Origin of the sequence: Vibrio superstes, assembly GCF_003569005.1 — a bacterium.
Classification (GTDB): domain Bacteria; phylum Pseudomonadota; class Gammaproteobacteria; order Enterobacterales; family Vibrionaceae; genus Vibrio; species Vibrio superstes.
Window position 1 is genome coordinate 801,374 of record NZ_BCUR01000004.1, and the last position, 22,587, is coordinate 823,960.

Consider the following 22,587-nt stretch of genomic DNA (forward strand, 5'->3'; position numbering starts at 1 on the left):
TCAAACCTGCCCCCATTGTATCTTTCTGTGAGATTTCTAAAATATCTCGCCACCAATATTGAAGAGTGTTTAGGGGCACGTCTCGACACAGCTGGTCTATGTCGGTAGAATGTCGCGTCAATTTATTACTCTGAGATTAATTGGAGATGTCTTGGCTTAAGATATCGCTAATTGATTCGTTGTTGCTTTGATAGCAACGGCACTCTTTTTTGTATTTAGGTGTCTCTTTGAGGCGCACACTAGGATGTTGTCACTCTCTATAAGAGTTGTGACGCCATGCTCAGGAAACTGAGCTTTTGTTGAGGTTTAAAAATAATGCAAGCTACTGTTGAAACTCTAGAAGGTCTTGAGCGCCGTCTAACTATCACTGTTCCTGCTGCTAACATTGAAGATGCAGTAACAGCTGAACTACGTAACATCGCTAAAAACCGTCGTTTTGACGGCTTCCGTAAAGGCAAAGTGCCTATGAAAATGGTAGCGAAAATGTACGGCAAAGCGGTACGTAACGACGTTATGGGTGAAGTGATGCAGCGTCACTACATCGAGGCTATCGTTAAAGAAAAGATCAACCCAGCAGGTGCTCCAACTTTCGCACCAGTAGAAACAGCTGAAGGTCAAGATCTTGTATTTACTGCAACTCTAGAAGTTTTCCCTGAGATCGAACTTAAAGGTCTTGAGAACATCGCTGTTGAGAAGCCAGTAGTAGAAGTTAAAGATGCAGACGTAGACAACATGATTGAAACTCTACGTAAGCAACAAGCAACTTGGACTGAAGTTGATGCAGCTGCTGAAGAAGGCATGCGTGCAACTATCGATTTCTCTGGTTCTATCGACGGTGAAGAGTTTGAAGGCGGTAAAGCTGATAACTTCCCACTAGAAATGGGCCAAGGTCGCATGATCCCTGGTTTTGAAGACGGTATCGCAGGTAAGACTGCTGGTATGGAATTCGACATCGACGTAGCTTTCCCAGAAGACTACCACGCTGAAAACCTAAAAGGTAAAGACGCTAAGTTCTCTATCAAAGTGAACAAAGTTGAAGCTCGTGAGCTTCCTGAGCTAACTGACGAGTTCGTTGCTAAGTTCGGCGTTGAAGAAGGCGGTGTTGACGCGCTTAAAGCTGAAGTACGCAAGAACATGGAGCGTGAACTTAAGCAAGCTGTTAAGACTCGCATCAAAGATCAAGCAATCGACGGTCTTGCTAAAGAAAACGATATCACTGTTCCTTCTGCTCTTATCGAGCAAGAGATCGGTGTTCTTCGCCAGCAAGCTGCACAACGTTTCGGTGGCAACACTGACGCTGCTGACCAGCTTCCTCGTGAACTGTTCGAAGAGCAAGCTAAGAAGCGCGTAGTTGTTGGTCTTCTTCTAGGTGAAGTAATCAAAGCTGAAGAGCTAAAAGCAGATGATGAGAAAGTTAAAGCTCTTATCACTGACATGGCGACAGCTTACGAAGACCCAACTGAAGTTATTGCTTACTACGAAAGTAACGAAGAAATGATGAATAACATGCGCAACGTTGCTCTAGAAGAGCAAGCGATTGACGCTATCATCGCTAAAGCACAAGTGACTGACAAAGAAGAGTCATTTGATGCAATTATGAACCAACAGCCTGCTTAATGGCGTTGTGTTCACGTAGAAGGTTGACTTTTAAATAACACTTCTACTAATAATGGTCCGTATGAGATAATCATTCGGGCCATTTATTTTAGGGATAGGGATATAACACTATGAGCTACCAAGAAAAAAATGTAATGTCGCCGATCGTCGATGCACTCGTACCTATGGTGGTAGAGCAGTCTTCGCGTGGCGAGCGTTCTTACGATATCTATTCTCGCTTGCTTAAAGAGCGAATCATTTTCTTGACTGGACAAGTCGAAGATCACATGGCCAATCTCGTAGTGGCCCAGCTGTTGTTCCTAGAATCAGAAAATCCAGAAAAAGATATTTTCCTATACATTAACTCCCCTGGTGGTAGTGTAACTGCAGGTATGTCTATTTATGACACAATGCAGTACATCAAGCCGAATGTGAGCACGGTATGTATGGGTCAAGCCTGTTCTATGGGTGCATTCCTGCTAGCTGGTGGTGCACCAGGTAAGCGTTTTGCTCTTCCTAACTCTCGCGTGATGATTCACCAACCGTTGGGCGGATTCCAAGGACAAGCTTCAGATATTCAAATCCATGCTCAAGAGATTTTGACTATCAAGAACAAACTAAACACGATTCTAGCTGAGCATACTGGCCAGCCTATGGAAGTGATTGAGCGCGATACCGATCGCGACAACTTTATGTCTGCAGACGAGTCAGTTGAATACGGCTTAGTAGACTCAGTGTTGTCTCGAGGCAAATAAGCCCGTCGGTTCAAGTTTTTTGATGTAAACTTTATTAGATTAAAGTTTAAAGCTAAGAGGTTAGCGAATGACAGATAAAAGCAAAGAGAGTGGCAAGCTTTTGTACTGCTCTTTCTGCGGTAAAAGTCAGCATGAAGTTCGCAAGTTGATCGCGGGCCCGTCCGTTTACATCTGTGACGAGTGCGTTGATCTTTGTAACGATATTATTCGTGAAGAGATCAAAGAGGCTCTGCCGAAGAAAGAGTCAGAGGCGTTGCCGACTCCACGAAATATTCGTGAACACCTTGACGATTATGTAATCGGTCAAGAGTATGCGAAAAAAGTGCTTTCAGTAGCTGTATACAACCACTACAAGCGCCTGCGTAACGGTGATAAAACCGCTGATGGTGTTGAGCTAGGTAAGAGTAACATCTTGCTGATTGGCCCAACGGGTAGTGGTAAGACACTGCTTGCAGAAACGCTAGCTCGTTTCCTAGACGTACCGTTTACTATGGCGGACGCTACAACACTAACTGAAGCCGGTTATGTGGGTGAAGATGTAGAAAACATCATCCAGAAATTGCTTCAAAAATGTGATTATGATGTAGCAAAAGCTGAGCGCGGCATCGTTTACATCGATGAGATTGATAAAATCTCTCGTAAGGCTGAAAACCCATCTATCACCCGTGATGTATCAGGTGAAGGTGTTCAGCAGGCACTACTTAAATTGGTTGAAGGTACAATCGCTTCAGTTCCGCCTCAAGGTGGTCGTAAGCACCCTCAACAAGAGTTCTTGCAGGTTGATACCTCGAAGATCTTATTTATCTGTGGCGGTGCATTTGCTGGCCTAGATAAAGTGATTGAGCAACGAGTTGAAACAGGTTCTGGTATTGGCTTTGGCGCGGAAATCCACGCTAAAGACGAGAACAAGAGCATCAGCGACATGTTCAAGCAAGTAGAGCCTGAAGATTTGGTTAAATACGGCCTTATCCCTGAGTTTATCGGTCGTCTTCCGGTAACGACTACTCTTACTGAACTTGACGAAGCTGCCTTGATTCAGATTCTTAGCCAGCCTAAGAATGCACTGACTAAGCAGTATGCAGCCTTGTTTGACATCGAAGATGTAGAACTTGAATTCCGTGAAGATGCACTAAACGCAATTGCGAAGCGTGCAATGGAGCGCAAAACAGGTGCTCGTGGTCTTCGCTCAATTCTTGAGAACGTGCTACTTGATACCATGTACGAACTGCCTTCAATGACAGATGTAAGCAAAGTGGTTATCGACGAGTCTGTTATCAATGGAGAGTCTGAACCACTGATGATCTACAACGGCGGTGACAACCAAGCGGCGATTGCAGAATCGTAAGGTTGAGCCTTAGAAAATAAAAAGCGAGCAGTAGCTCGCTTTTTTTGTGTCTGTTGATCGCATATTTACGTATGAGGTGACTTGTATTCCACTGTTTTACATTCTATTTCAGTCAAAACAGCGAAAAACGAGCACTATTTGAGTAAGTTAGCTGATTCTTATTGTTACAAGTATTGATTCTATTTAAAGTGACCTTATATAAAGACCATAAGCCGAAAACGGAAGAGAGAGAACTATGAACTTGGAGCGTTCCGAGCGTATTGAAATACCCGTTCTACCATTACGAGATGTGGTCGTTTACCCACATATGGTCATTCCTCTGTTTGTGGGTCGCGAAAAGTCGATCAACTGCCTTCAGTCTGCGATGGATAATGACAAGCAAGTACTGCTTGTTGCTCAAAAAGAAGCGGACACCGAAGAGCCGACCAAAGATGATTTATTCCAAGTAGGTACCGTCGCCACCATACTGCAGCTTCTCAAATTGCCAGATGGTACGGTTAAAGTGCTGGTTGAAGGTCAGCAACGTGCGCAAATTCACTCTGTTCGCGAAGACGATTTCTTTATCGCGGATGCTGAATTCCTAACCACGCCGGTAATGGATGATAAAGAAGAAGAGGTGGTTGTACGCAGTGCTATCAACCAATTCGAAGGCTTTATTAAACTGAACAAGAAGATACCGCCAGAGGTATTAACCTCTTTGAATGGTATTGATGATGCCCCGCGTCTTGCGGATTCAATTGCTGCTCATATGCCTCTGAAACTTGCTGAGAAGCAACGAGTACTTGAGATCATCGACGTTAATGAGCGTCTTGAGTTCTTGATGGGCAGCATGGAGTCTGAGATTGATATCCTGCAGGTTGAAAAACGCATCCGTGGTCGCGTCAAAAAACAAATGGAAAAATCCCAGCGCGAGTACTATCTGAACGAGCAAATGAAAGCGATTCAGAAAGAGCTTGGCGATATGGATGACGCGCCGGATGAGTTTGAAGCGCTCAAGGCAAAGATCGAAGAATCTAAGATGCCTACAGATGCTCGCGAGAAAACAGAGCAAGAGCTGCAGAAGTTGAAGATGATGTCACCTATGTCAGCAGAAGCGACAGTGGTGCGCAGCTACATCGACTGGATGGTGGGTGTACCGTGGGCTAAGCGCTCTAAGGTGAAGAAGAACCTAGCCAAAGCTGAAGAAGTACTCAATGCCGATCACTACGGCTTAGAGCGCGTTAAAGAGCGTATCCTTGAGTATTTGGCGGTACAAAATCGTATCAACAAGCTGAAGGGACCTATCCTGTGTCTTGTTGGGCCTCCAGGTGTAGGTAAAACCTCTCTAGGTCAATCTATTGCAGCTGCAACAGGTCGTAAATACACACGTATGGCACTGGGTGGAGTACGTGATGAAGCAGAGATTCGTGGACATCGCCGCACTTACATTGGCTCTATGCCAGGCAAGCTTATCCAAAAGATGTCTAAAGTAGGGGTGAAGAATCCACTGTTCTTGCTCGATGAGATCGACAAGATGTCGTCTGACATGCGCGGTGACCCTTCATCTGCCTTGTTGGAAGTGCTGGATCCAGAGCAAAACAACGCCTTTAACGATCACTATTTAGAGGTTGATTACGACTTATCTGATGTGATGTTTGTAGCAACGTCGAACTCTATGAATATTCCAGGTCCATTGCTTGACCGTATGGAAGTGATTCGTCTATCGGGTTATACGGAAGATGAAAAGCTGAACATTGCCAAGAATCATTTACTTGAAAAGCAGATCAAGCGCAATGGCTTGAAGCTTCAAGAGATCGAAGTTGAAGACTCTGCCATTGTTGGCATTATTCGTTACTACACTCGTGAAGCTGGCGTTCGTAGCCTTGAGCGTGAGATTTCGAAGATCTGCCGTAAAGCAGTGAAGAACATTTTGCTTGATAGCTCTTTGAAGAAAGTCGTCGTCAACCAAGACAATCTGAAAGAGTACTTGGGTGTGCAGCGCTTTGACTATGGTAAAGCTGATGACAGCAACCGTATTGGTCAGGTAACGGGTCTTGCATGGACTGAAGTCGGCGGTGATCTACTCACCATCGAAACAGAGTCTATGGTAGGTAAAGGCAAGCTAACACAAACCGGTTCACTGGGTGATGTTATGCAAGAGTCTATCCAAGCCGCGATGACGGTTGTGAGGAGTCGTGCAGAGAAGTTGGGTATCAACCCAGATTTCTACGAAAAGCGTGATATTCACGTTCATGTTCCTGAAGGCGCAACACCAAAAGATGGCCCAAGTGCAGGTACCGCTATGTGTACGGCGTTGGTTTCAAGCTTAACGGGTAATCCTGTAAGAGCGGATGTTGCGATGACAGGTGAAATCACTTTGCGCGGTGAAGTTCTGCCTATCGGTGGCTTAAAAGAGAAGCTGTTAGCGGCGCACCGTGGTGGCATCAAAACAGTACTGATCCCTAAAGATAACGAACGTGATCTGGAAGAAATCCCTGAAAACGTTAAGAAAGATTTAGTGGTAAAACCAGTACAATGGATTGATGAAGTATTGACCGTTGCACTACAGAATGACCCAAGCGGCGTGTCCGTAGAAGGGTAAAAGAGTGATAAGTCGCAAATATTAGTACGTAAATTAAGCTGATGAGTACAAAATACTTGTCAGCTTTTTTATTGGGCGCTACTTTAACTAATGAGGCTGTAGCCCTTTCCTAATAAGGGTTACAAGCTAGATTCATAAAAACAATGGAATTGACCTACCTAAACTTTCACTCAGGTAGTAATAGGGGAATATATAGTGAATAAAACTCAACTTATCGAAAAAATCGCGGATAACGCAGATCTTTCTAAAGCTTCTGCTGGTCGTGCTCTAGATGCAGTGGTTGAATCAATCAGCGACTCACTACAAGGTGGCGATCAAGTGGCTCTAGTGGGCTTTGGTACTTTCAGCGTCCGCACTCGTGCTGCTCGCACTGGTCGTAACCCAAAAACTGGTGAAGAAATTCAAATTGCAGAAGCTAAAGTACCTGCATTCAAGCCAGGTAAAGCACTTAAAGACGCAGTTAACTAATAAATTGCTCTCAAGTCACATCAGATAACAAATTATCGTTATCAAACCTTGTATTTATGCGCATCCTACTGGTGCGCATTTCTTTTTCTGATATCATCGGGTGAATGATTTTTAGAGCCTGAGTTCAATACAGGCCGCACTTCGGAGTTTCACACTATTATGATGGAAAGATTACGCGAAGGCGTAAATAGCATCGCAGTTAAGATCATTCTAGGTCTGATTATTCTCTCTTTCGTTTTTACCGGCGTAAGTGGCTATTTAGGTGGCGGGAACAGTACTGCTGCTAAAGTGGGAAATGCTGAAGTTTCTCGCGCAGAATTTGAAATGGCTTACCAGAATGAGCGCAATCGTGCCCAGCAGCAAATGGGCGATTATTTTACTAGCCAGTTAGGCGACCCTGCATTCGTGCAGTCGTTCCGTCAGCGTGTGTTGGACCAAATGGTTAATCAGGTGTTGCTTGAGCAGTACGCTGAATCAATGGGCCTTCGCATCAGCGACAAACAGGTTCGAGAAATGCTGCTAAGCATGCCTCAGTTCCAAAGCAACGGTCAGTTCGATCAAGAGGTTTACCAAGCTTCTTTACGTCGTGGCGGTTACAACGCAGAAAGCTTTGCCGAGTACCTGCGTAGCGACCTTGTTCGTCAGCAAATCTTAAGTGCTATCGAGCAGAGCGAATTTGTACTTCCACAAGAAGTTGCTCAAGCATCAATGCTACTGACGCAAAAGCGTGACATCCGCACCATCACTATTGACCCAAATGAAATGGCAAAGAGTGTTGAACTAACGGATGAACAGCTTCAAGAATTCTACCAAAACAACCCTGAGCGTTTCACTCGTCCAGAGCAGTTCAAGGTGTCATACGTTGAGCTATCTGCTGAGAAAATGAATCAGAGCGATGCGGTTACTGACGAAAAAGCTAAAGATTTCTACGAGCAGAACATCGACCGTTACTCTACTCAAGAACAACGTAGCCTTAGTCACATCCTAGTTCAAGATGAAGCGAAAGCTGATGAACTATTGACGGAACTAAAAGCAGGTGCTGATTTCGCTCAAGTAGCGAAAGACAGCTCAGAAGACTTTGGTTCTGCTGAAGACGGTGGCGCACTAGGTTGGGTTGAAAAGGGCGTGATGGACCCAGCGTTTGAAGAAGCCGCATTTGCTCTACAAAACACGGGCGATTACACCGAAGTCGTTAAGTCTGATTTCGGCTACCACATTATCAAGCTAGACGACCTAAAAGCGGCGCAAGCTAAGCCGTTTAGTGAAGTAGCAGCAGAAATCAAGACAGAAGTTGCTGAGCAGCAAGCTGTTGACCGTTTCTACGCACTACAGAACAAGCTAGAGACCGTCGCGTTTGAATACCCGGATTCATTGGATGACGCTGCAGAAGCGGTTGGCCAGAAGGTGATCACTACAGACTTCGTTTCTGTTGCAGACGCACCTGAGGTGCTGAAATCTCCTGCTGTAATGCAAGAGCTACAAACACCGGAAGTTCGTGAAGATGGTCTAAACTCTGCGGTTGTTGAAGTTGACCCTGAGCACATCATTGTTGTTCGCATTGAAGATTCTCGCCCTCAAACTGTACTTCCATATGAAGAAGTAGCGGCACAAGTTAAAGAGCAGCTGCAGCAGGTTGAAGGTCGTAATCAAGCGAACGAACTGGCTGCTCAAGTGGCTGAAGCGCTTGAAGCTGGCGACAAGACTTTGCTTGCTGAAAACAACTTAAACTTTAGTGAAGTACAAAGTGTTGACCGCGGTTCTGATCTTTCGCGCACCGTATTTGCAATGCCTCGCCCTAGCGAAGGTAACCTGCACTACGCGAAATCAATCGACGCTACGGGTAACATCGTGATTATTGAGCTAAACAAAGTGGTTAGTGAGATTGACGACCAGTTCAATGCTCAAATCAGTGAACAGTTACAAACAGGACATGTACAACAAGACCTTATGGGCCTAGTACAGACACTGCGTAACACGACTGATATCGAGTACTACATCTCTGGAGATGCGCAGTAATAATACCGCCGCATTTGCATTAAGAAACGGGTCGCTTTTAGCGACCCGTTCTAGTTTCTGCTGGTGTTGATTCCAACTATGAGCCCTTTTTCCTAGCTTGAGTAGGGCACGTTTGTGCCTAATTGACTTAAGGGAAGGAGAAAGAGATGGGATTAACGATGATAAAGCGTTTGTGGGTTATTGCACTTTTAGCGCTAGTACCAGCGATGGGGTATGCAGCAGATGAAATGAAGGGCGACAAATACGAAGGTATTGAGATTGAAGTGAATATCAATACCGCCTCTAGTGATGAATTGGCGACATTGCTGCTTGGGGTAGGAGCAACCAAGGCAAAACAAATCGTGGCCTATCGCGAGGTGCACGGTGAATTTAAAGATGCAGATGAGTTGCAGCAGGTGAAAGGCATTGGTCAAGCAACTGTCGACAAAAATCGAGCCCGTATCCGGTTATAAATACAAGGATAACGTCAGGTCAGAACTATTGCTTTAACAACTTACGGGCTAGTAGCGCGATTGCTAGCCCAGACAATGAGCCAATCAGATGAGATTCAGTAGATACCCTAGCATTGATAAGCTCAGCGGTAGATAAAGTCACGAATCCACTGTTTTCAGCGAGTAACTTCAGTCCTAACCCCGCCAACAAAAACCAGCTGCTATGCTTTCCTATGGAGACTTCTTGATAGGCGTATAGGGCAAACAGCCCGTGCAGTACGCCCGATAAACCATAGTAGATTTGCGTCTGCGTAAACAGCAACCCAATACCGATAAAGGTCGAGATAAGGGCGATATAGATGATCAGTTTTTTCCATCGCGCATGAAATAAGTAGCTGATGATCCAGAGTCCAGCGAGGTTCATCAGCAAGTGATACGCATTAGTGTGGGTAAAGTTACCTGTTAATAGTCGCCACCATTGGTGTGTTGCGATAAGATCGTGCTCCCAACGCAGCGCAGTTGATACCGCTGGAATCATAAATGTCGCTAAAAGTAAGCTGAAGGCAATTAGGAATTTATACACGTAACTATGTCCCGATACTGTGAAAGGTGTGGCCGCGCCAAGAAAGCCTGTTTGTGTCAATGGATTCAGGCTGTTGAAAGCTCTATTGAGGTGGTTATTTTGCAGCACCCTAGTGAGGTGAATCAAGCGAAAGGTACCGCCAAGATTATAGAGTTGAGTGTCTCACCTAGTCACCTTTTGGTTGGAGAAGATTTTTCTGCTCATCCAATGCTTAATCAATGGTTAACTGAGCCCAATACGCTTAATCTCATCCTGTTTCCCACTCAAGAATCTGTGGAGCTGAGTGGCATAGTTGATACCGTAGCCCATTATCACAAAACACGCTTATTTCTGATTGATGGCACATGGAAAAAAGCCTTCAAGATGTATCAGTTATCCAGCAACCTTCATTCGTTGCAGCAGGTACATTTACCAAAGGATTTAGAGGGGCGCTATACCATACGTAAAGCGCCTAAAGAGAATGCTTTATCGACTGTTGAAGCCGCCTATCACGCGCTTACCTTAATGAGCGCCTGTGATGCAAAGCCTCTAATAGACGCCTTCGATAATATGATTGAGTTTCAGATCTCTCAATTGCCTGAAGGCACTTATGATAAGTACTTTGGTGGTCGCAATAGATAATCAACAGCGCTAGCTTGCAAACATCTTTGAGTGCATCTTTTGTGCATAACCATCGGTCATGGCAGAGATGTAGTCGCAGATAACTCTAAATCCTTGATCTTGCTGATCCCTCGCCAGTCTCCATTTGTTCTTGGTTGCTTCTGGAAGCAACCTTTCTGGGTCACCACTGAGCGCCTCAAAAAGGTCTATGACTATTTGCTGCCCCTTATACTCAATCAGCTGAACCTCAGTAGCTTGAATAACATAGTGGCTGACAAAACGCTTAAACACCTCTAGTACTTCGAGCATCGGAGGATGAAGGGTGGCGTTGAATCGAACAAGAGGGTGACTAAACTCACTGTCGGTGACTTCGGTAATTTCCGCACTGGTGAGCAAGGCATTAACGATACTACCAATCGCATCTTTTCGCAGATAATGCTCACCGGAAAAGAGTTGCTCGCTTAAGCGGTTTATCTCAGCGATCATCCAAGGGTGACCACAATCTGCAAGTTTGCTGGCGGCAGATTCGAGCCATTGCTGTTTAGAGACCAATCCTAGAACAATGGCATCTTCCAGATCATGCACGCCATAGGCAATGTCATCGGCCAGCTCCATAATGGAACAATCAAGAGACTTAAAGCGGGTCTTCTTGGTGGTATATCGATTGCCCGCGTGTTGCTTAAGGCTACAAAATGGTTCTATGTCCTGTGATGGAAGCCCTTGAAGGACCCATTCAAAATACGAGTTGTCGATATCAAACACACCCTTCGCAGGTGTCCAGCGGCTCGCCTTAAGCTGTCTTGGGTTGTCTATGCCATCGGGTATGGAATCACGCTCTACTTTGCTCAGCAGCGATGGGTATTTGAGAAGCCCAAGCAAAGTGCGTCGGCACAGGTTCATGCCATGATGCTGAGTGTAGGGCTCTAGTTGGCTGACGATCCTAAAGGTCTGAGCGTTGCCCTCAAAGCCGCCATGCTCACGCATCATATAATTGAGCGCAACCTCACCGCCGTGTCCGTAGGGTGGGTGGCCAATGTCGTGAGCAAGGCATAGCGTCTCAATCAAGCTGGTCGTAGGAAGTATTGAAAGAAGATCTGGATGCTTAGATTGCAGCTGGGCGAGAATGCCAGAGCCAATCTGCGCAGCCTCCAGAGAGTGTGTCAATCGCGTTCGATGAAAATCATTACCGCCAGCGCCATGCACCTGTGTCTTGGCCTGCAAGCGCCTGAAGGCAGCAGAATGCAGCACTCTAGCCCTGTCTCTTTGATAAGGGTCGCGGTGATCATTAAGACGTGCTTTATTTTCTTCGTTTATACGCTGTTGCCAGAGGTTTTCTACTTCCATGTGATTCAACTACTTTGTTAGATTAACTGATCTCATCAAGGGTCAACTCGAAGCTCGCGGAGAAGGTTTTTAGGAAATAACACATTTCCGGAGAGTCCCTCTCTTGCAGTGTTTGCTCTAAACGTCGCTTTGCTGCTGCAAACTCATGATTACCGGCTGAAAGCTCTTCCAGACACTTTAGATAGGCACAAATGCAGTCAGCTTGCTTTACTAGCGAGTGCTCTTCGTCTGTGGCTTCTCCGCTAATAAGAAATGGCTTAAAGTCATCGACTAATTCTTCTGGAACCATAGACAGAAGCTTCTCTTCCGCTGCGGCCTCGATCTTTTTGTATTCCTTGGCAATGTAAGGATTGTAGTATTTGACTGGGGTAGGGAGATCGCCAGTCAGAACCTCACTACTGTCGTGATACATGCCGAGTACTGCAATGTGTTCAGGGTTGACATTACCACCGAATTTTTTGTTTTTGATGATAGCAAGTGCATGAGCAACAAATGCGACCTGAAGGCTGTGCTCTGAGATGTTTTCCTTAGAGACAGAGCGCATCAATGGCCAGCGCTGAATAAGCTTCATTCTAGCTAAGTGGGCAAAAAAGTGGCTTTCTTTGTGCATGCTAATCAACCTTGTAGTAAGACAAAAAAAGAGGCACTAGGCCTCTTTAACGTAAGTTATTGTGTGTACTGCGTAATGAAGCGCTCGAAGCGTCCTATCGCCACTTCGAGGTCTTCGATATGCGGCAAGGTGACAATCCTAAAGTGGTCAGGTTTAGGCCAGTTAAACCCTGAACCTTGAACCAATAGCACCTTCTCTTGTTTCAAAAAGTCTAGCACCATTTTTTGGTCATCATGGATTTTGTAGATCTTGGGATCTAATTTAGGGAACAGGTACAGTGCACCTTTGGGTTTGACACACGACACGCCGGGTATAGAGGTGAGCATGTCAAACGCTTTGTCTCGTTGCTCCAGAAGTCGACCACCCGGCAGTATCAACTCATTGATACTTTGATAGCCACCTAATGCGGTTTGCACGGCATGTTGCATAGGTACGTTGGCGCACAGTCGCATAGACGAAAGCATGTCTAAGCCATCAATATAGCCTTTTGCAAGGTGCTTGGGACCGGTGATGAACATCCAACCACTACGGAAGCCACAAATACGGTAGGCCTTTGATAGACCATTGAAGGTGACCATCACCACGTCGTCTGCCAGAGTGGCAATAGAGGTGTGAGTAGCTCCGTCGTAGAGGATCTTGTCGTAGATTTCGTCGGCAAAGATAATAAGGTTGTGCTCACGAGCAACCTCAATAATTTGCAGCAATAGATCGCGACTGTAGACCGCTCCGGTAGGGTTGTTAGGGTTGATCAGAACCAAACCACGCGTCTTGGGTGTGATCTTAGACTTGATATCTTCGATATCAGGGAACCAATCAGATTGCTCATCACATAGATAATGAATTGGGTTACCCCCAGATAGGGATACTGCTGCAGACCACAAAGGATAATCAGGCGCAGGTACCAGTAATTCGTCGCCATTATTTAGCAAGGCTTGCATCGCCATTACGATTAACTCAGAAACACCGTTACCCATGTAAACGTCTTCAACGTCTAATGAACGTAGCCCTTTTCTTTGATAATACTGAACCACAGCCTTACGAGCAGAGTAAATACCTTTAGAATCACAGTAACCCTGAGAGGTTGGTAGATTTCTCAGTACATCGACTAGAATTTCATCAGGGGTATCAAAACCAAACGGGGCGGGGTTGCCGATATTTAGTTTAAGAATTTTATGCCCTTCTTCTTCCATGCGTTTAGCATGTTTGAGTACGGGACCACGAATGTCGTAGCATACATTATCGAGTTTTGATGACATCTCGATATTTTTCATTGTTAACCCTTAGAGTTTATCGATGTTAATAGTGTCAAATTACACCAAATTGGTAATTTTGAGTAGAAAAATCTGTACCCAAACCATTGAGTTACGCCCATTTCAGAGCTTAAATTTATGTTTGCTCTACAATTGTAGTTGTCCTGCTTGATTTGGCTAATCAGTCGCCCTAGAGTATGCGCATGAACAGGGTAAATCTTAAGAGAAAATAGAGAGTTAGAGGTCACATTGTCTCATCTTGCAAATGCTATTAAACAGCTCGCCCAACAAGTTGAATCCGCACCGAGAGATGTCTGCCGTGTAGAGGTGGCCATTGAAAAGCTGTGTGCCGATTCTGTTCTGCCATGGATGGGAAACCAATCTCTGTTTCCAAAATTCTATTGGCAGTCTCGTGATACCACCGAAGAAGTGGTCGCATTGGGCCAAGCTAGAACGTTTAACGAGATCAACCCTGCCTACTCGGTACTCAATCAGGACCAGAGAATTTGGGGGGGGTATGCCTTCCCTTATAAAGAGAATAAAGGGCGTTGTCTGAGTTCATTCTTCTTTTTACCTCATATTGAACTCGTCCGAAGAAAGCAGGATTGGTTCTTAGCGGCTAACTTGATGGAAGATAGAGATGCCGTGCGCCGTGCTGTCTATCGTCTCAATGGCGATACAATGTCGCTTTCTGAGCACATGCCAGCAGTTAGTGACGTCTTACATACCCCAAATAAAGAATTATGGAATGATAATGTCGAACTGGCATTGGAGACTATCCATAACAGTGATTTGAAAAAAGTGGTTTTGGCTCGCCAAACGACCATCAAGCTAGACTCTGCGCTGCAGGGCATCGAATTACTAGCCTTGAGTCGTAAACAAAACCGCCACAGTTTTCACTTTCTATTCCAGCTAGAAGAGGGCCATTCGTTTATTGGTTCGACACCCGAGCGATTATACAGTCGCCGTGGTCAACTGATTGAAACCGAAGCACTAGCAGGCACCATTGGTCGACACAGCAACCCAGCACAAGATCTGCAGTTGGCGAATTGGCTGATTAACGACAAAAAGAACCTGCAAGAGAATCAGTATGTAGTGGATGATATTGTCGAAAGTTTGGCACCCTTTTGCTCAAACATTGAGGTAGAAGGTGAAGCTCGCTTGGTTCGCCTTCGTCGTGTTCAACATCTAAAGCGTCATATACAAGCAGAGCTAACCAAGCACGCAGACAGAGGAAGACTTCTGCAAGCGCTGCAGCCGACAGCGGCAGTCGCAGGACTACCTAGACGTCTAGCCCTAGAGTTTATTGAACGTCATGAACCATTCTCGCGAGCTTGGTATAGTGGCTCTGTAGGCTATATTAGCGAGCAAAGTGCAGAGTTTTGTGTGGCTATTCGTAGTGCTCTAGTGCAAGAGGATAACCTGCATTTGTTTGCGGGTGCTGGCATCGTCCCAGGCTCTCAAGCTGAACATGAATGGCAAGAATTAGATAAGAAAATGTCGACGCTACTTAGCCTCATCACAGAGCAAAGCGTATTGGAACAGGCTTCATGAGTCGGCTGTCCCTTGATGGCTTATCTCAAGCACAAGTAAACAGAGTTTGGTCGGCAGTTCTACTTGAAGAAGCGACCCGTTTTGGCGCCAAGCATGTGTGTATTGCGCCAGGATCTCGCTCCACACCGCTAGCCCTTGAGTCTATCCAACAAAGCAATCTCACTCTGCACACTCATTTTGATGAGCGCGGCCTGGGCTTTTTTGCTTTGGGCCTTGCTAAGGCAACTCAAACCCCGGTTGTTGTTATTGTCACCTCTGGAACCGCGGTTGCCAACTTATTGCCTGCGGTTGTTGAGGCAAACCTTACTGGCGAAAAACTCATTTTAATGACCGCTGACAGGCCAATACAACTGGTTGGGGTCGGCGCGAATCAAGCGATAGTTCAACAAGGCTTGTTCTCAACTCATGTCGTTTCTGCATTAAACCTGCCAAGTCCAAGCGCTTTGGTAAATGTGCGTTGGTTGCTCTCTCAGTTTGATGAAGTGCTGTCTACACAGCGAGAGAAGGGGGGGCCTGTACATATTAACTGTCCGTTTCCTGAACCTCTCTATGTAGAAGATTGCCCTTCGTTGTCACAGTTAGAAGATCTGCCTGTGAATTGGCTCAACTCCCGCGAAACCTTTGTGCAAAAAGAGCCCAGTGCTCGCTCTAACGTCTTTGCTGAGTTTCTAGATGCTCATATAGACCTCAAAGGGGTAATTATTGTTGGCCGACTCTCTTATGAGCAGTCACTGAAGGTCAAACAACTGGCTCAGCAATTAGGTTGGCCGCTGTTGTGCGATCCTCAATCAGGTATTAGCTCTGAGTGGCAAGGCTATGATGTATGGCTTCATAATGACAGAGCAAAAGCTCAGTTAGCACAATGTGAACTGGTTATTCAATTTGGTGCTCGGCTAGTGTCAAAGCGCTTATTGGCGTTTTTAAAGCAGCGGGTTCTGGAGCAGGATTTTGCGGCGTATGCATTGCTCAGCGATGAGGCTGGTTCTTTAAACCCTGACTATCTGCCCATGCAGCGATTTTCAGCGCAATGGCATGTGGATAAACGGCTTTCCTCGCTAAACCAGAATTGGGCTGATGATTTGAAGTCCTACTCCGCGCAGGTTGCCAGTCAGGCTGGTAACCTATGCCGTAGCGACATTACTGAATTAGAGATAGCGCATCGACTCTCGGATATAATCGATGGCTATCAGCTGTTCCTTGGTAACAGCCTTGGCGTGCGCCTTATTGATATGGTTTCTCAAAACTTAAATGTCGAAGCCTATTCAAATAGGGGAGCATCAGGGATTGATGGCATTATTGCCACTAGCGCTGGAGTGGCGGAAGGCTCAAGCAAACCCACCCTAACGTTTATTGGCGATACCTCTCTACTGCATGACCTTAATTCCCTCTCATTGATAGCAGATAAGGGCTGTATCGTATTGGCACTGAACAATGATGGCGGCGCTATCTTTGATATGTTGCCCGTGGATGAAAACCACAAGCAGCGCCTATATCAGATGCCTCACGGTTATCAATTCAAACACGCTGCCCACCAGTTCGGTATGCGCTATGAGCAACCTAAAAACTGGCATGAGCTGGAGCAAGTTGTTGCAGATTTCGATGCCTCAGGCTCTCGCTCTGTGCTGATTGAGGTCATCACTCCACCTAATGAGGCCTCTAATCATATAAAAGCGTTGGTTACTGCTTGCAAAGGGCACTGATTGCCCTTGTCTAGTAAAATGTCATCATTATCCCCATTTAAGGCTTTAACAAGTACACCGACGGCGCGCCTAGTCTTTGTACATGGTTTTTTGGGAAGCAGTGCTGATTGGAAACCTGTAATTCAATATCTTCCGGATAGTGTCGATGTGTATGCCTTAGACCTTCCCGGACACGGCAGTGCTAAACAGATACGTCCCAAAGACTTCAAGGGCTTTGTCGATGCTATAAAGGGACAGCTACGATACCTGCCTGACGACGGCATTCCTTTGTTCTTAGTCGGGTATTCCCTTGGAGCGCGATTGCTGATGCATTTGGCTGTCAAGCTTGATGCCGATGAATGTTCGATTGCCGGATTTGTGATCGAGGGCGGAAACTTTGGCCTGCAACAAGAGTCAGAGAGAGAGTCACGATGGGAAAATGACGTCCACTGGATTACTCGTTTTAGAGGGCACCCCCTCAACGAAGTGCTCAGTGATTGGTATCAGCAGGGCGTATTTTCGTCACTTACTTTTGAGCAAAGACAGGGGGTGATTGAAGAGCGCTTAAACAACAGTGGCGAGGCATTAGCTGAGGTACTGTCGGCGACTTCGCTGGCTAAACAAGACTACTTGTTACCATTACTGCAAAGCTCAAAGCATAAGATCTACTATATTGCAGGAGAGAATGACGAGAAGTTTTGTCGGTTGTATGAGTCTAGCAAGGTTGATTATGAAGTAGTTTCGGGGGCCGGACACAATGCTCATAAGGATCAACCTAACAAATATGCCAGAAAATTGACTCAGCTCTTATCCCTTAGAGACACAGACTCGTTATGATGCCCCCCGATTGGTGCTTCCACCAATGTTGGCTTAGGAAACAATAATTATGAGAAAAGCTAATTTATACCGTTATCAGTTAGAGATGGATAGCGGTGTTATATTGCGTGAACAACGATTGACCCAACGAGAAGGTTGGGTTGTAGAATTATTTGAAGATGGCCGTGTTGGCCATGGTGAGGTTGCCCCCCTAGCTGGATTTAGTCATGAAAGCATGGACCAAGCGTTTGTCGAGATCGTCGCTCGACTTGAAAAGTGGATTGCAGGTGAGCCTCTAAATAGCACCTGTCATTATCCTTCTGTAGCATTCGGTTTATCTATGGCCGAGTATGAACTGAAAGGCTTACTGGGTGAAGAAGGAAACTATCAAGCTGCGCCATTGTGCAATGGCGATCCTGACGACTTGATCCCAGCGCTTGATGCGATGCAAGGTGACAAGGTGGCTAAGATCAAAGTGGGCCTGTATGAGCCTATTCGTGATGGAATGCTAGTCAGTTTGTTTTTGGAATCGGTGCCTGATTTACAACTTAGACTTGATGCTAACCGAGCTTGGGATTTGGATAAAGCAAAGCAGTTTGCAAAAAAAATCAAGCCATCACAGCGCTCGCGTATTCAGTACATTGAAGAGCCCTGCCGTGCCCCCGGAGAAAGCTTAACTTTTGCTATTGAAACGGGTATTGCTATTGGTTGGGATGAGACACTACAAAACGGTGTAATGAACCCAGATTTCAATCTAGAGTTTTTAACTGGCGCTAAAGCCATTGTGATCAAGCCAATGCTGATTGGCAATATTGAGCGTTGCATTCAGTTGATTGAAAAGGCACAAGCTGCAGGTCTAATGGCGGTGGTAAGCTCAAGTATCGAATCGAGCTTAGGGCTCGATCAGTTGGCGCGTTTTGCTCATCAATTTACCCCAATGACAACACCGGGTTTAGATACCTTACAACTGTTTAAAGAGCAGCTCCACACGTCGTGGCCTGGCAGTGAACTGCCAGTGAGAAGTCTTAGCTCTCAAACCCTAGTTTGGCACCAGAGCGCGGAATAGCCCTTTGTTAGTGTCTAACTTCGAGCTGTGCTCACCTCTTTCCTATTGGAGCAACTCGCCTGATGGGGAAGGGGTAGTAAATCCAACTACTGCAAACACGCCTTCACTACAGACTGCCTCTCATGACTATACTTGGAATCAGTTAGCTGGCTATGTTGCCAGTGTTCAAAAACAGTTTTTTTCTCAAGGCTTAGAAAGCGGCGATGTGTTATTGGTGGTGACTGCCCACAGTTCCTTTGAGTGCTTAATCGTTTATCTAGTTGCTTTGGAAAGTGGCATCATTGTGGCTTTTGTACCCGCCCTTCCCCTTACGGAGCTGATGAAACGAAGCGCGATACTAAGCAGTTCGGCTTGCTTTTTTTGTCCTTCTATTCAAGACCACTCCATTGTACTTCCAAACACCCTTGTTATTGATTTCTCTGAACCGACAGATGAGAAGAAACCGCGTCACGGTCAATTTTGTTCATCGAACATTGCGAGTTTGATTTTCACCTCTGGCTCGACGGGTGATCCCAAGGCTGTAGCGCATACGGCGCAGAGCCACCTTGCTTCTGCTTGCGGGTTAAAAGACGAATTCAGTTTTGATCACAACAGTACTTGGCTTCTATCTCTGCCCCTTTTTCATGTCTCTGGTCTTGCTATAATCTGGCGATGGCTACTGAGCGGTTGTTGTCTGCGTTTGAAACAAGGAAAAGGATTGGCTCTTGATGGGGTGACTCATACCTCGATGGTGCCAACGCAATTGCTGAGGGTGCTAGAGGAAAACAAAACCATTGAGCTAGAGCGTGTTTTGCTTGGCGGATCCATCATACCGCATCAGTTGGCGAGTTTAGCCAAGGAACATGGAATTGATACTTGGGCAGGCTACGGTCTTACTGAGATGGCGTCCACAGTGACAGCTAAGCGTGTGGATGAGAATGATACGACCGGTAACATCCTTAACCATCGACAACTTAAGGTGCAGGAGCAGCGAATATTCGTTCGTGGAGAGACCCTAGCTGCAGGGTACTGGCGAAAGGGCAAATTATATCCGCTTTCGTTAGTTGACGGCTGGTTTGATACCAAAGACCTTGGACAATGGTGCAATGACGAGTTAGTCATCCTTGGACGAGCGGATAACCAGTTTATTTCTGGTGGTGAGAACGTCCATTGTGAAGAGATTGAGAGAGTCTTACTCAAGCACCCGTATGTCCAACAAGCCTTTATTGTGCCGGTTGCGGATAGGGTCTTCGGGCATCGACCTGTTGCCACTCTCTCACTTGATGGAACAGAGCTAAGCGCTTCCTTCGAGCTTGAACTTAATACGCTGTGCCAATCTCACTTGCAGGGCTTTAAACGCCCAATTGCGTATTACACCATCCCTGCGCAATTGCTTGGGCAAGGCATTAAGGTCTCTCGGGCACAATTGAGAGACTGGCTTCTTCGTACATGGCAATAATCATCACTTAACATCATTTTGTTATGACTTAGAGCAAAAGGTGATTTTTTAATCTTCTCGCATAGCGTCATAATTCTATTCCAGTAAACAAGGAATCGAAGGACCTCCCTTCGCTAAATGGAATGAATTATGTATGCATTGTGGGCTCTAGTGGCTTTATCCCTTGCTATCGCACTCTTCGACAATGGCCTCGTCGGCTCAATCGCTGTGGCAGTAGGCTTCGTCTTAGTGCTCAGTATTGCTATCAAATTTGGTCGTACTAATGCCCAAAAAAGCAGTCATCGTATGTTGTCTCGTGTTAAACCGAGCCACTATGACAAGGTGCTTTAGCTTTTAGTAAAGTAACCATACAAGCGTACCAATAGAAATTGCCAGCCATAGCCCTACACCGAATAATAAAGGTTTCAACCCTGCCTCTTTAACTTGCTCCAAGGAGATTGCAGAACCAATCAAGAATAAACACGCGACCAGTGTTTGCTTAGCGACAGAGAAGGTCATCTGATAAAGAGTCTCAAACTGAGGCAAAAGATCACTCACAACCACCGCTGCAATGTATAGAAATATAAAGGTTGGGATTTGTAGCTTCTGTTTTCCTTTTCCAAAGTACCATGCACTGCCAAGAGCGACAGGGATGATCCACAATGCGCGAGCAAGTTTTAGGGTTGTAGCTGTTCTTAGCGCTTCTTCGCCGTATGCGCCAGCAGCACCCACTACCGAAGATGTATCGTGAATAGCAATGGCAGCCCAAACCCCGAAGGTGTGCTGATCTAGATTCAGAGCATGGCCGATGACAGGAAATACGAACAGCGCCACAGAATTGAGAACAAACACAACGGCGAGCGCTAAGCCAGTTTGGTTTGCATTGGCATTGATTGCAGGCGAGACTGCGGCAATCGCACTACCACCACAAATAGCGGTACCACTAGAGATTAGGTAACCCGTTTTCTTATCTAGGCCTATCTTGATAGCGATCCAGGTGCCCAGTATCAGCGTAACAAAGATGGTGGTCACGATGAGGCCGATCCCGCTGGAGGTTGCTTTAAACGCTTCAGAAAGGGAAATCCCAAAACCGAGTCCAATAATTGAATAACTCAGCAACTTTTTGGTCCACTTGGCAATAGGAACATTGGTCGGCACCCAACCGAGCTGTGAGAGAATTAATCCTAAAACGAGGGCTGAAGGGGATTGCAACCACGGAGTGAAACAAAGGACTAACACCACAAAAAATGGGATATGGGACTTAGAGAACTGCTGCATGGATTCGATGTCTTGAAAATTCAGTTCTTTATGATAACCAGCGCCACTAAATTTCGCGAATTAATGTGCTTTTTAGTACTCAAAGTTCTATACAAAATAACGTATATTCCATGTGGTGATTAAAAAGAGTGTGATCCAGTGCGATATTGCAATAAACTTTAACAACTCAATGTCGAAACTAAGTTCAAATTTTGAACTCTAATAGGTAATATTGAGCAGATTCTTAAAAACAAAAGAGAGAATATGAAACGCATTTTTTCGATTATGGCTATGTTGCTCGTGACAGTATCTATGGTGTACACACCAGTATCTGAAGCAAAGCGATTTGGCGGCGGTAAGTCATTTGGTAAGAGCTTTAAAACAGCTCCTGCGCAAAGGGCTCAACCTACAAACACTAATTCACTGAACAACAAGGGCACACAAACTTCTCGCAAGGGTGGTTTAATGGGTGGCTTGATGGGAGGACTACTTGCGGGTGGTCTTCTTGCTGCGTTCTTTGGTGGAGCATTTGAAGGTATCCAGTTTATGGATATCTTGATCATGGGTTTGATTGCATTCTTTGCATTTAAATTCTTGCGAGGCATGCTGGGCTCGAAAGCCAGTAGTATGAATCAGCAACGCGCGGCATACTCAAACGGCCCACAGAGCAACACTCAGTTCAGACAGGAAGCAGAGCCTCAACCGTTCTCACAGCCTGCTCCAGGTACTGGATTTGGTAGCACTGCGCAATCTGATGTGCCACACAACTATCCGCCGGGTTTCGACCATGCAGCGTTTGTGAACGGCTCACGTGAACACTACCGCATCCTTCAGGGCGCATGGAACCATAATGAGCTTGAGACGATTCGTGAATATGTATCGGCAAGTTTGTTCGATGACCTGAAATCTGAGCGAGCTTCACTGCAAGGTGAGCAACACACAGACGTGATGTTCGTGGATGCTGAAATTGTTCGTGCAGACTACGATGCTAGCAAGGCACAGCTTAGCCTGCAGTTCTCTGGTCGTTATCGCGACACCATTGAAGGCGTGGAAGAAGATATCAACGATATCTGGCACCTTGAGCGTGATCTGACAGAGCAAAACGCACCTTGGTTGATTGTTGGTATTCAAGCTAACTAATTCCACTAGCGTCAACGTGTTTTCAAAGGCCTGAGCTATGCTCAGGCTTTTTTTCGTCTGGATATTGGTGTTGTTACTG

General features: G+C 45.8%; 19 protein-coding genes and 2 pseudogenes. 16 read left to right on the forward strand and 5 right to left on the reverse strand.

Going from position 1 to position 22,587, the window contains the following annotated elements; genetic code table 11:
* The first annotated feature begins 315 nt into the window (after positions 1-315).
* The 7 genes from tig (at position 316) to D5I41_RS11735 (ending at position 9,213) form a co-directional block, all read left to right on the forward strand.
* Positions 316-1,617 carry a trigger factor gene (gene tig, locus D5I41_RS11705; RefSeq protein ID WP_119009925.1) on the forward strand — a complete coding sequence of 434 codons (1,302 nt, stop codon included), beginning with the start codon at positions 316-318 and terminating at the stop codon, positions 1,615-1,617.
* A 110-nt stretch (positions 1,618-1,727) separates the two neighbouring features.
* Positions 1,728-2,351, forward strand: a complete 624-nt coding sequence (gene clpP / locus D5I41_RS11710) for an ATP-dependent Clp endopeptidase proteolytic subunit ClpP (RefSeq protein ID WP_119009926.1) — start codon at positions 1,728-1,730, stop codon at positions 2,349-2,351.
* A gap of 67 nt (positions 2,352-2,418) precedes the next feature.
* Positions 2,419-3,696 (forward strand): ATP-dependent protease ATP-binding subunit ClpX, encoded by a 1,278-nt coding sequence (gene clpX, locus D5I41_RS11715; protein ID WP_017027462.1) that lies wholly within the window; start codon positions 2,419-2,421, stop codon positions 3,694-3,696.
* A 235-nt stretch (positions 3,697-3,931) separates the two neighbouring features.
* Positions 3,932-6,277: an endopeptidase La gene (gene lon / locus D5I41_RS11720; RefSeq protein WP_119009927.1), complete on the forward strand. Its 2,346-nt coding sequence runs from the start codon at positions 3,932-3,934 to the stop codon at positions 6,275-6,277.
* A 195-nt stretch (positions 6,278-6,472) separates the two neighbouring features.
* Positions 6,473-6,745 (forward strand): non-specific DNA-binding protein Hbs, encoded by a 273-nt coding sequence (hbs, locus tag D5I41_RS11725; protein ID WP_017027464.1) that lies wholly within the window; start codon positions 6,473-6,475, stop codon positions 6,743-6,745.
* Between the two features lie 159 nt (positions 6,746-6,904).
* The gene (ppiD, locus tag D5I41_RS11730; RefSeq protein WP_119009928.1) at positions 6,905-8,761 is read left to right on the forward strand and encodes a peptidylprolyl isomerase; all 1,857 of its coding nucleotides are present in this window, start codon (positions 6,905-6,907) and stop codon (positions 8,759-8,761) included.
* A gap of 146 nt (positions 8,762-8,907) precedes the next feature.
* On the forward strand, positions 8,908-9,213 hold the full coding sequence (locus D5I41_RS11735; protein WP_119009929.1) for a ComEA family DNA-binding protein: 306 nt from the start codon (positions 8,908-8,910) through the stop codon (positions 9,211-9,213).
* A gap of 25 nt (positions 9,214-9,238) precedes the next feature.
* Here D5I41_RS11735 and rrtA read toward each other — a convergent pair whose 3' ends face one another.
* Complete coding sequence (gene rrtA / locus D5I41_RS11740; RefSeq protein WP_235868906.1) at positions 9,239-9,775, reverse strand: rhombosortase; 537 nt, start codon at positions 9,773-9,775, stop codon at positions 9,239-9,241.
* Positions 9,776-9,781: 6 nt separating this feature from the next.
* On the opposite strand from rrtA, the gene D5I41_RS11745 reads away from it, so the two are divergent.
* A complete protein-coding gene (locus D5I41_RS11745; RefSeq protein ID WP_119009931.1) occupies positions 9,782-10,396 on the forward strand; it encodes a tRNA-uridine aminocarboxypropyltransferase in 615 nt (204 codons plus the stop codon).
* Between the two features lie 9 nt (positions 10,397-10,405).
* Here the strand turns inward: D5I41_RS11745 and D5I41_RS11750 are convergent, their stop codons facing one another.
* Genes D5I41_RS11750 through D5I41_RS11760 form a run of 3 tightly spaced genes read right to left on the reverse strand, consistent with a single transcriptional unit; the run spans position 10,406 to position 13,600 of the window.
* Complete coding sequence (locus tag D5I41_RS11750) at positions 10,406-11,719, reverse strand: anti-phage deoxyguanosine triphosphatase (RefSeq protein ID WP_119009932.1); 1,314 nt, start codon at positions 11,717-11,719, stop codon at positions 10,406-10,408.
* Positions 11,720-11,741: 22 nt separating this feature from the next.
* Entirely contained in the window at positions 11,742-12,329 is a 588-nt protein-coding gene (gene yfbR, locus D5I41_RS11755; protein ID WP_017027470.1) for a 5'-deoxynucleotidase, read from the reverse strand.
* Between the two features lie 56 nt (positions 12,330-12,385).
* Entirely contained in the window at positions 12,386-13,600 is a 1,215-nt protein-coding gene (locus D5I41_RS11760) for a pyridoxal phosphate-dependent aminotransferase (protein WP_119009933.1), read from the reverse strand.
* Between the two features lie 228 nt (positions 13,601-13,828).
* Here D5I41_RS11760 and D5I41_RS11765 point away from each other — a divergent pair, with 228 nt between their 5' ends.
* The 6 genes from D5I41_RS11765 (at position 13,829) to D5I41_RS11790 (ending at position 20,462) form a co-directional block, all read left to right on the forward strand.
* A complete protein-coding gene (locus D5I41_RS11765) occupies positions 13,829-15,133 on the forward strand; it encodes an isochorismate synthase (RefSeq protein WP_119009934.1) in 1,305 nt (434 codons plus the stop codon).
* Positions 15,130-16,833 carry a 2-succinyl-5-enolpyruvyl-6-hydroxy-3-cyclohexene-1-carboxylic-acid synthase gene (gene menD, locus D5I41_RS11770; protein ID WP_119009935.1) on the forward strand — a complete coding sequence of 568 codons (1,704 nt, stop codon included), beginning with the start codon at positions 15,130-15,132 and terminating at the stop codon, positions 16,831-16,833. Before D5I41_RS11765 ends, menD begins: the two co-directional genes overlap by 4 nt.
* An 18-nt stretch (positions 16,834-16,851) precedes the next feature.
* On the forward strand, positions 16,852-17,649 hold the full coding sequence (menH, locus tag D5I41_RS11775; protein WP_235868908.1) for a 2-succinyl-6-hydroxy-2,4-cyclohexadiene-1-carboxylate synthase: 798 nt from the start codon (positions 16,852-16,854) through the stop codon (positions 17,647-17,649).
* 49 nt (positions 17,650-17,698) lie between these two features.
* Positions 17,699-18,694: an o-succinylbenzoate synthase gene (gene menC, locus D5I41_RS11780; RefSeq protein ID WP_119009937.1), complete on the forward strand. Its 996-nt coding sequence runs from the start codon at positions 17,699-17,701 to the stop codon at positions 18,692-18,694.
* 10 nt (positions 18,695-18,704) lie between these two features.
* Positions 18,705-20,132 carry an o-succinylbenzoate--CoA ligase gene (gene menE / locus D5I41_RS11785; protein ID WP_235868909.1) on the forward strand — a complete coding sequence of 476 codons (1,428 nt, stop codon included), beginning with the start codon at positions 18,705-18,707 and terminating at the stop codon, positions 20,130-20,132.
* 129 nt (positions 20,133-20,261) lie between these two features.
* Positions 20,262-20,462, forward strand: a complete 201-nt coding sequence (locus D5I41_RS11790) for a hypothetical protein (protein ID WP_119009939.1) — start codon at positions 20,262-20,264, stop codon at positions 20,460-20,462.
* Between the two features lie 3 nt (positions 20,463-20,465).
* Here the strand turns inward: D5I41_RS11790 and D5I41_RS11795 are convergent, their stop codons facing one another.
* On the reverse strand, positions 20,466-21,389 hold the full coding sequence (locus D5I41_RS11795) for a YeiH family protein (protein ID WP_065598415.1): 924 nt from the start codon (positions 21,387-21,389) through the stop codon (positions 20,466-20,468).
* A gap of 243 nt (positions 21,390-21,632) precedes the next feature.
* Here D5I41_RS11795 and D5I41_RS21640 point away from each other — a divergent pair.
* Positions 21,633-22,013: pseudogene (locus tag D5I41_RS21640) on the forward strand (Tim44 domain-containing protein); the annotation flags it as partial.
* 45 nt (positions 22,014-22,058) lie between these two features.
* Positions 22,059-22,508: pseudogene (locus D5I41_RS21645) on the forward strand (Tim44 domain-containing protein); the annotation flags it as partial.
* Positions 22,509-22,587: the final 79 nt, after the last annotated feature.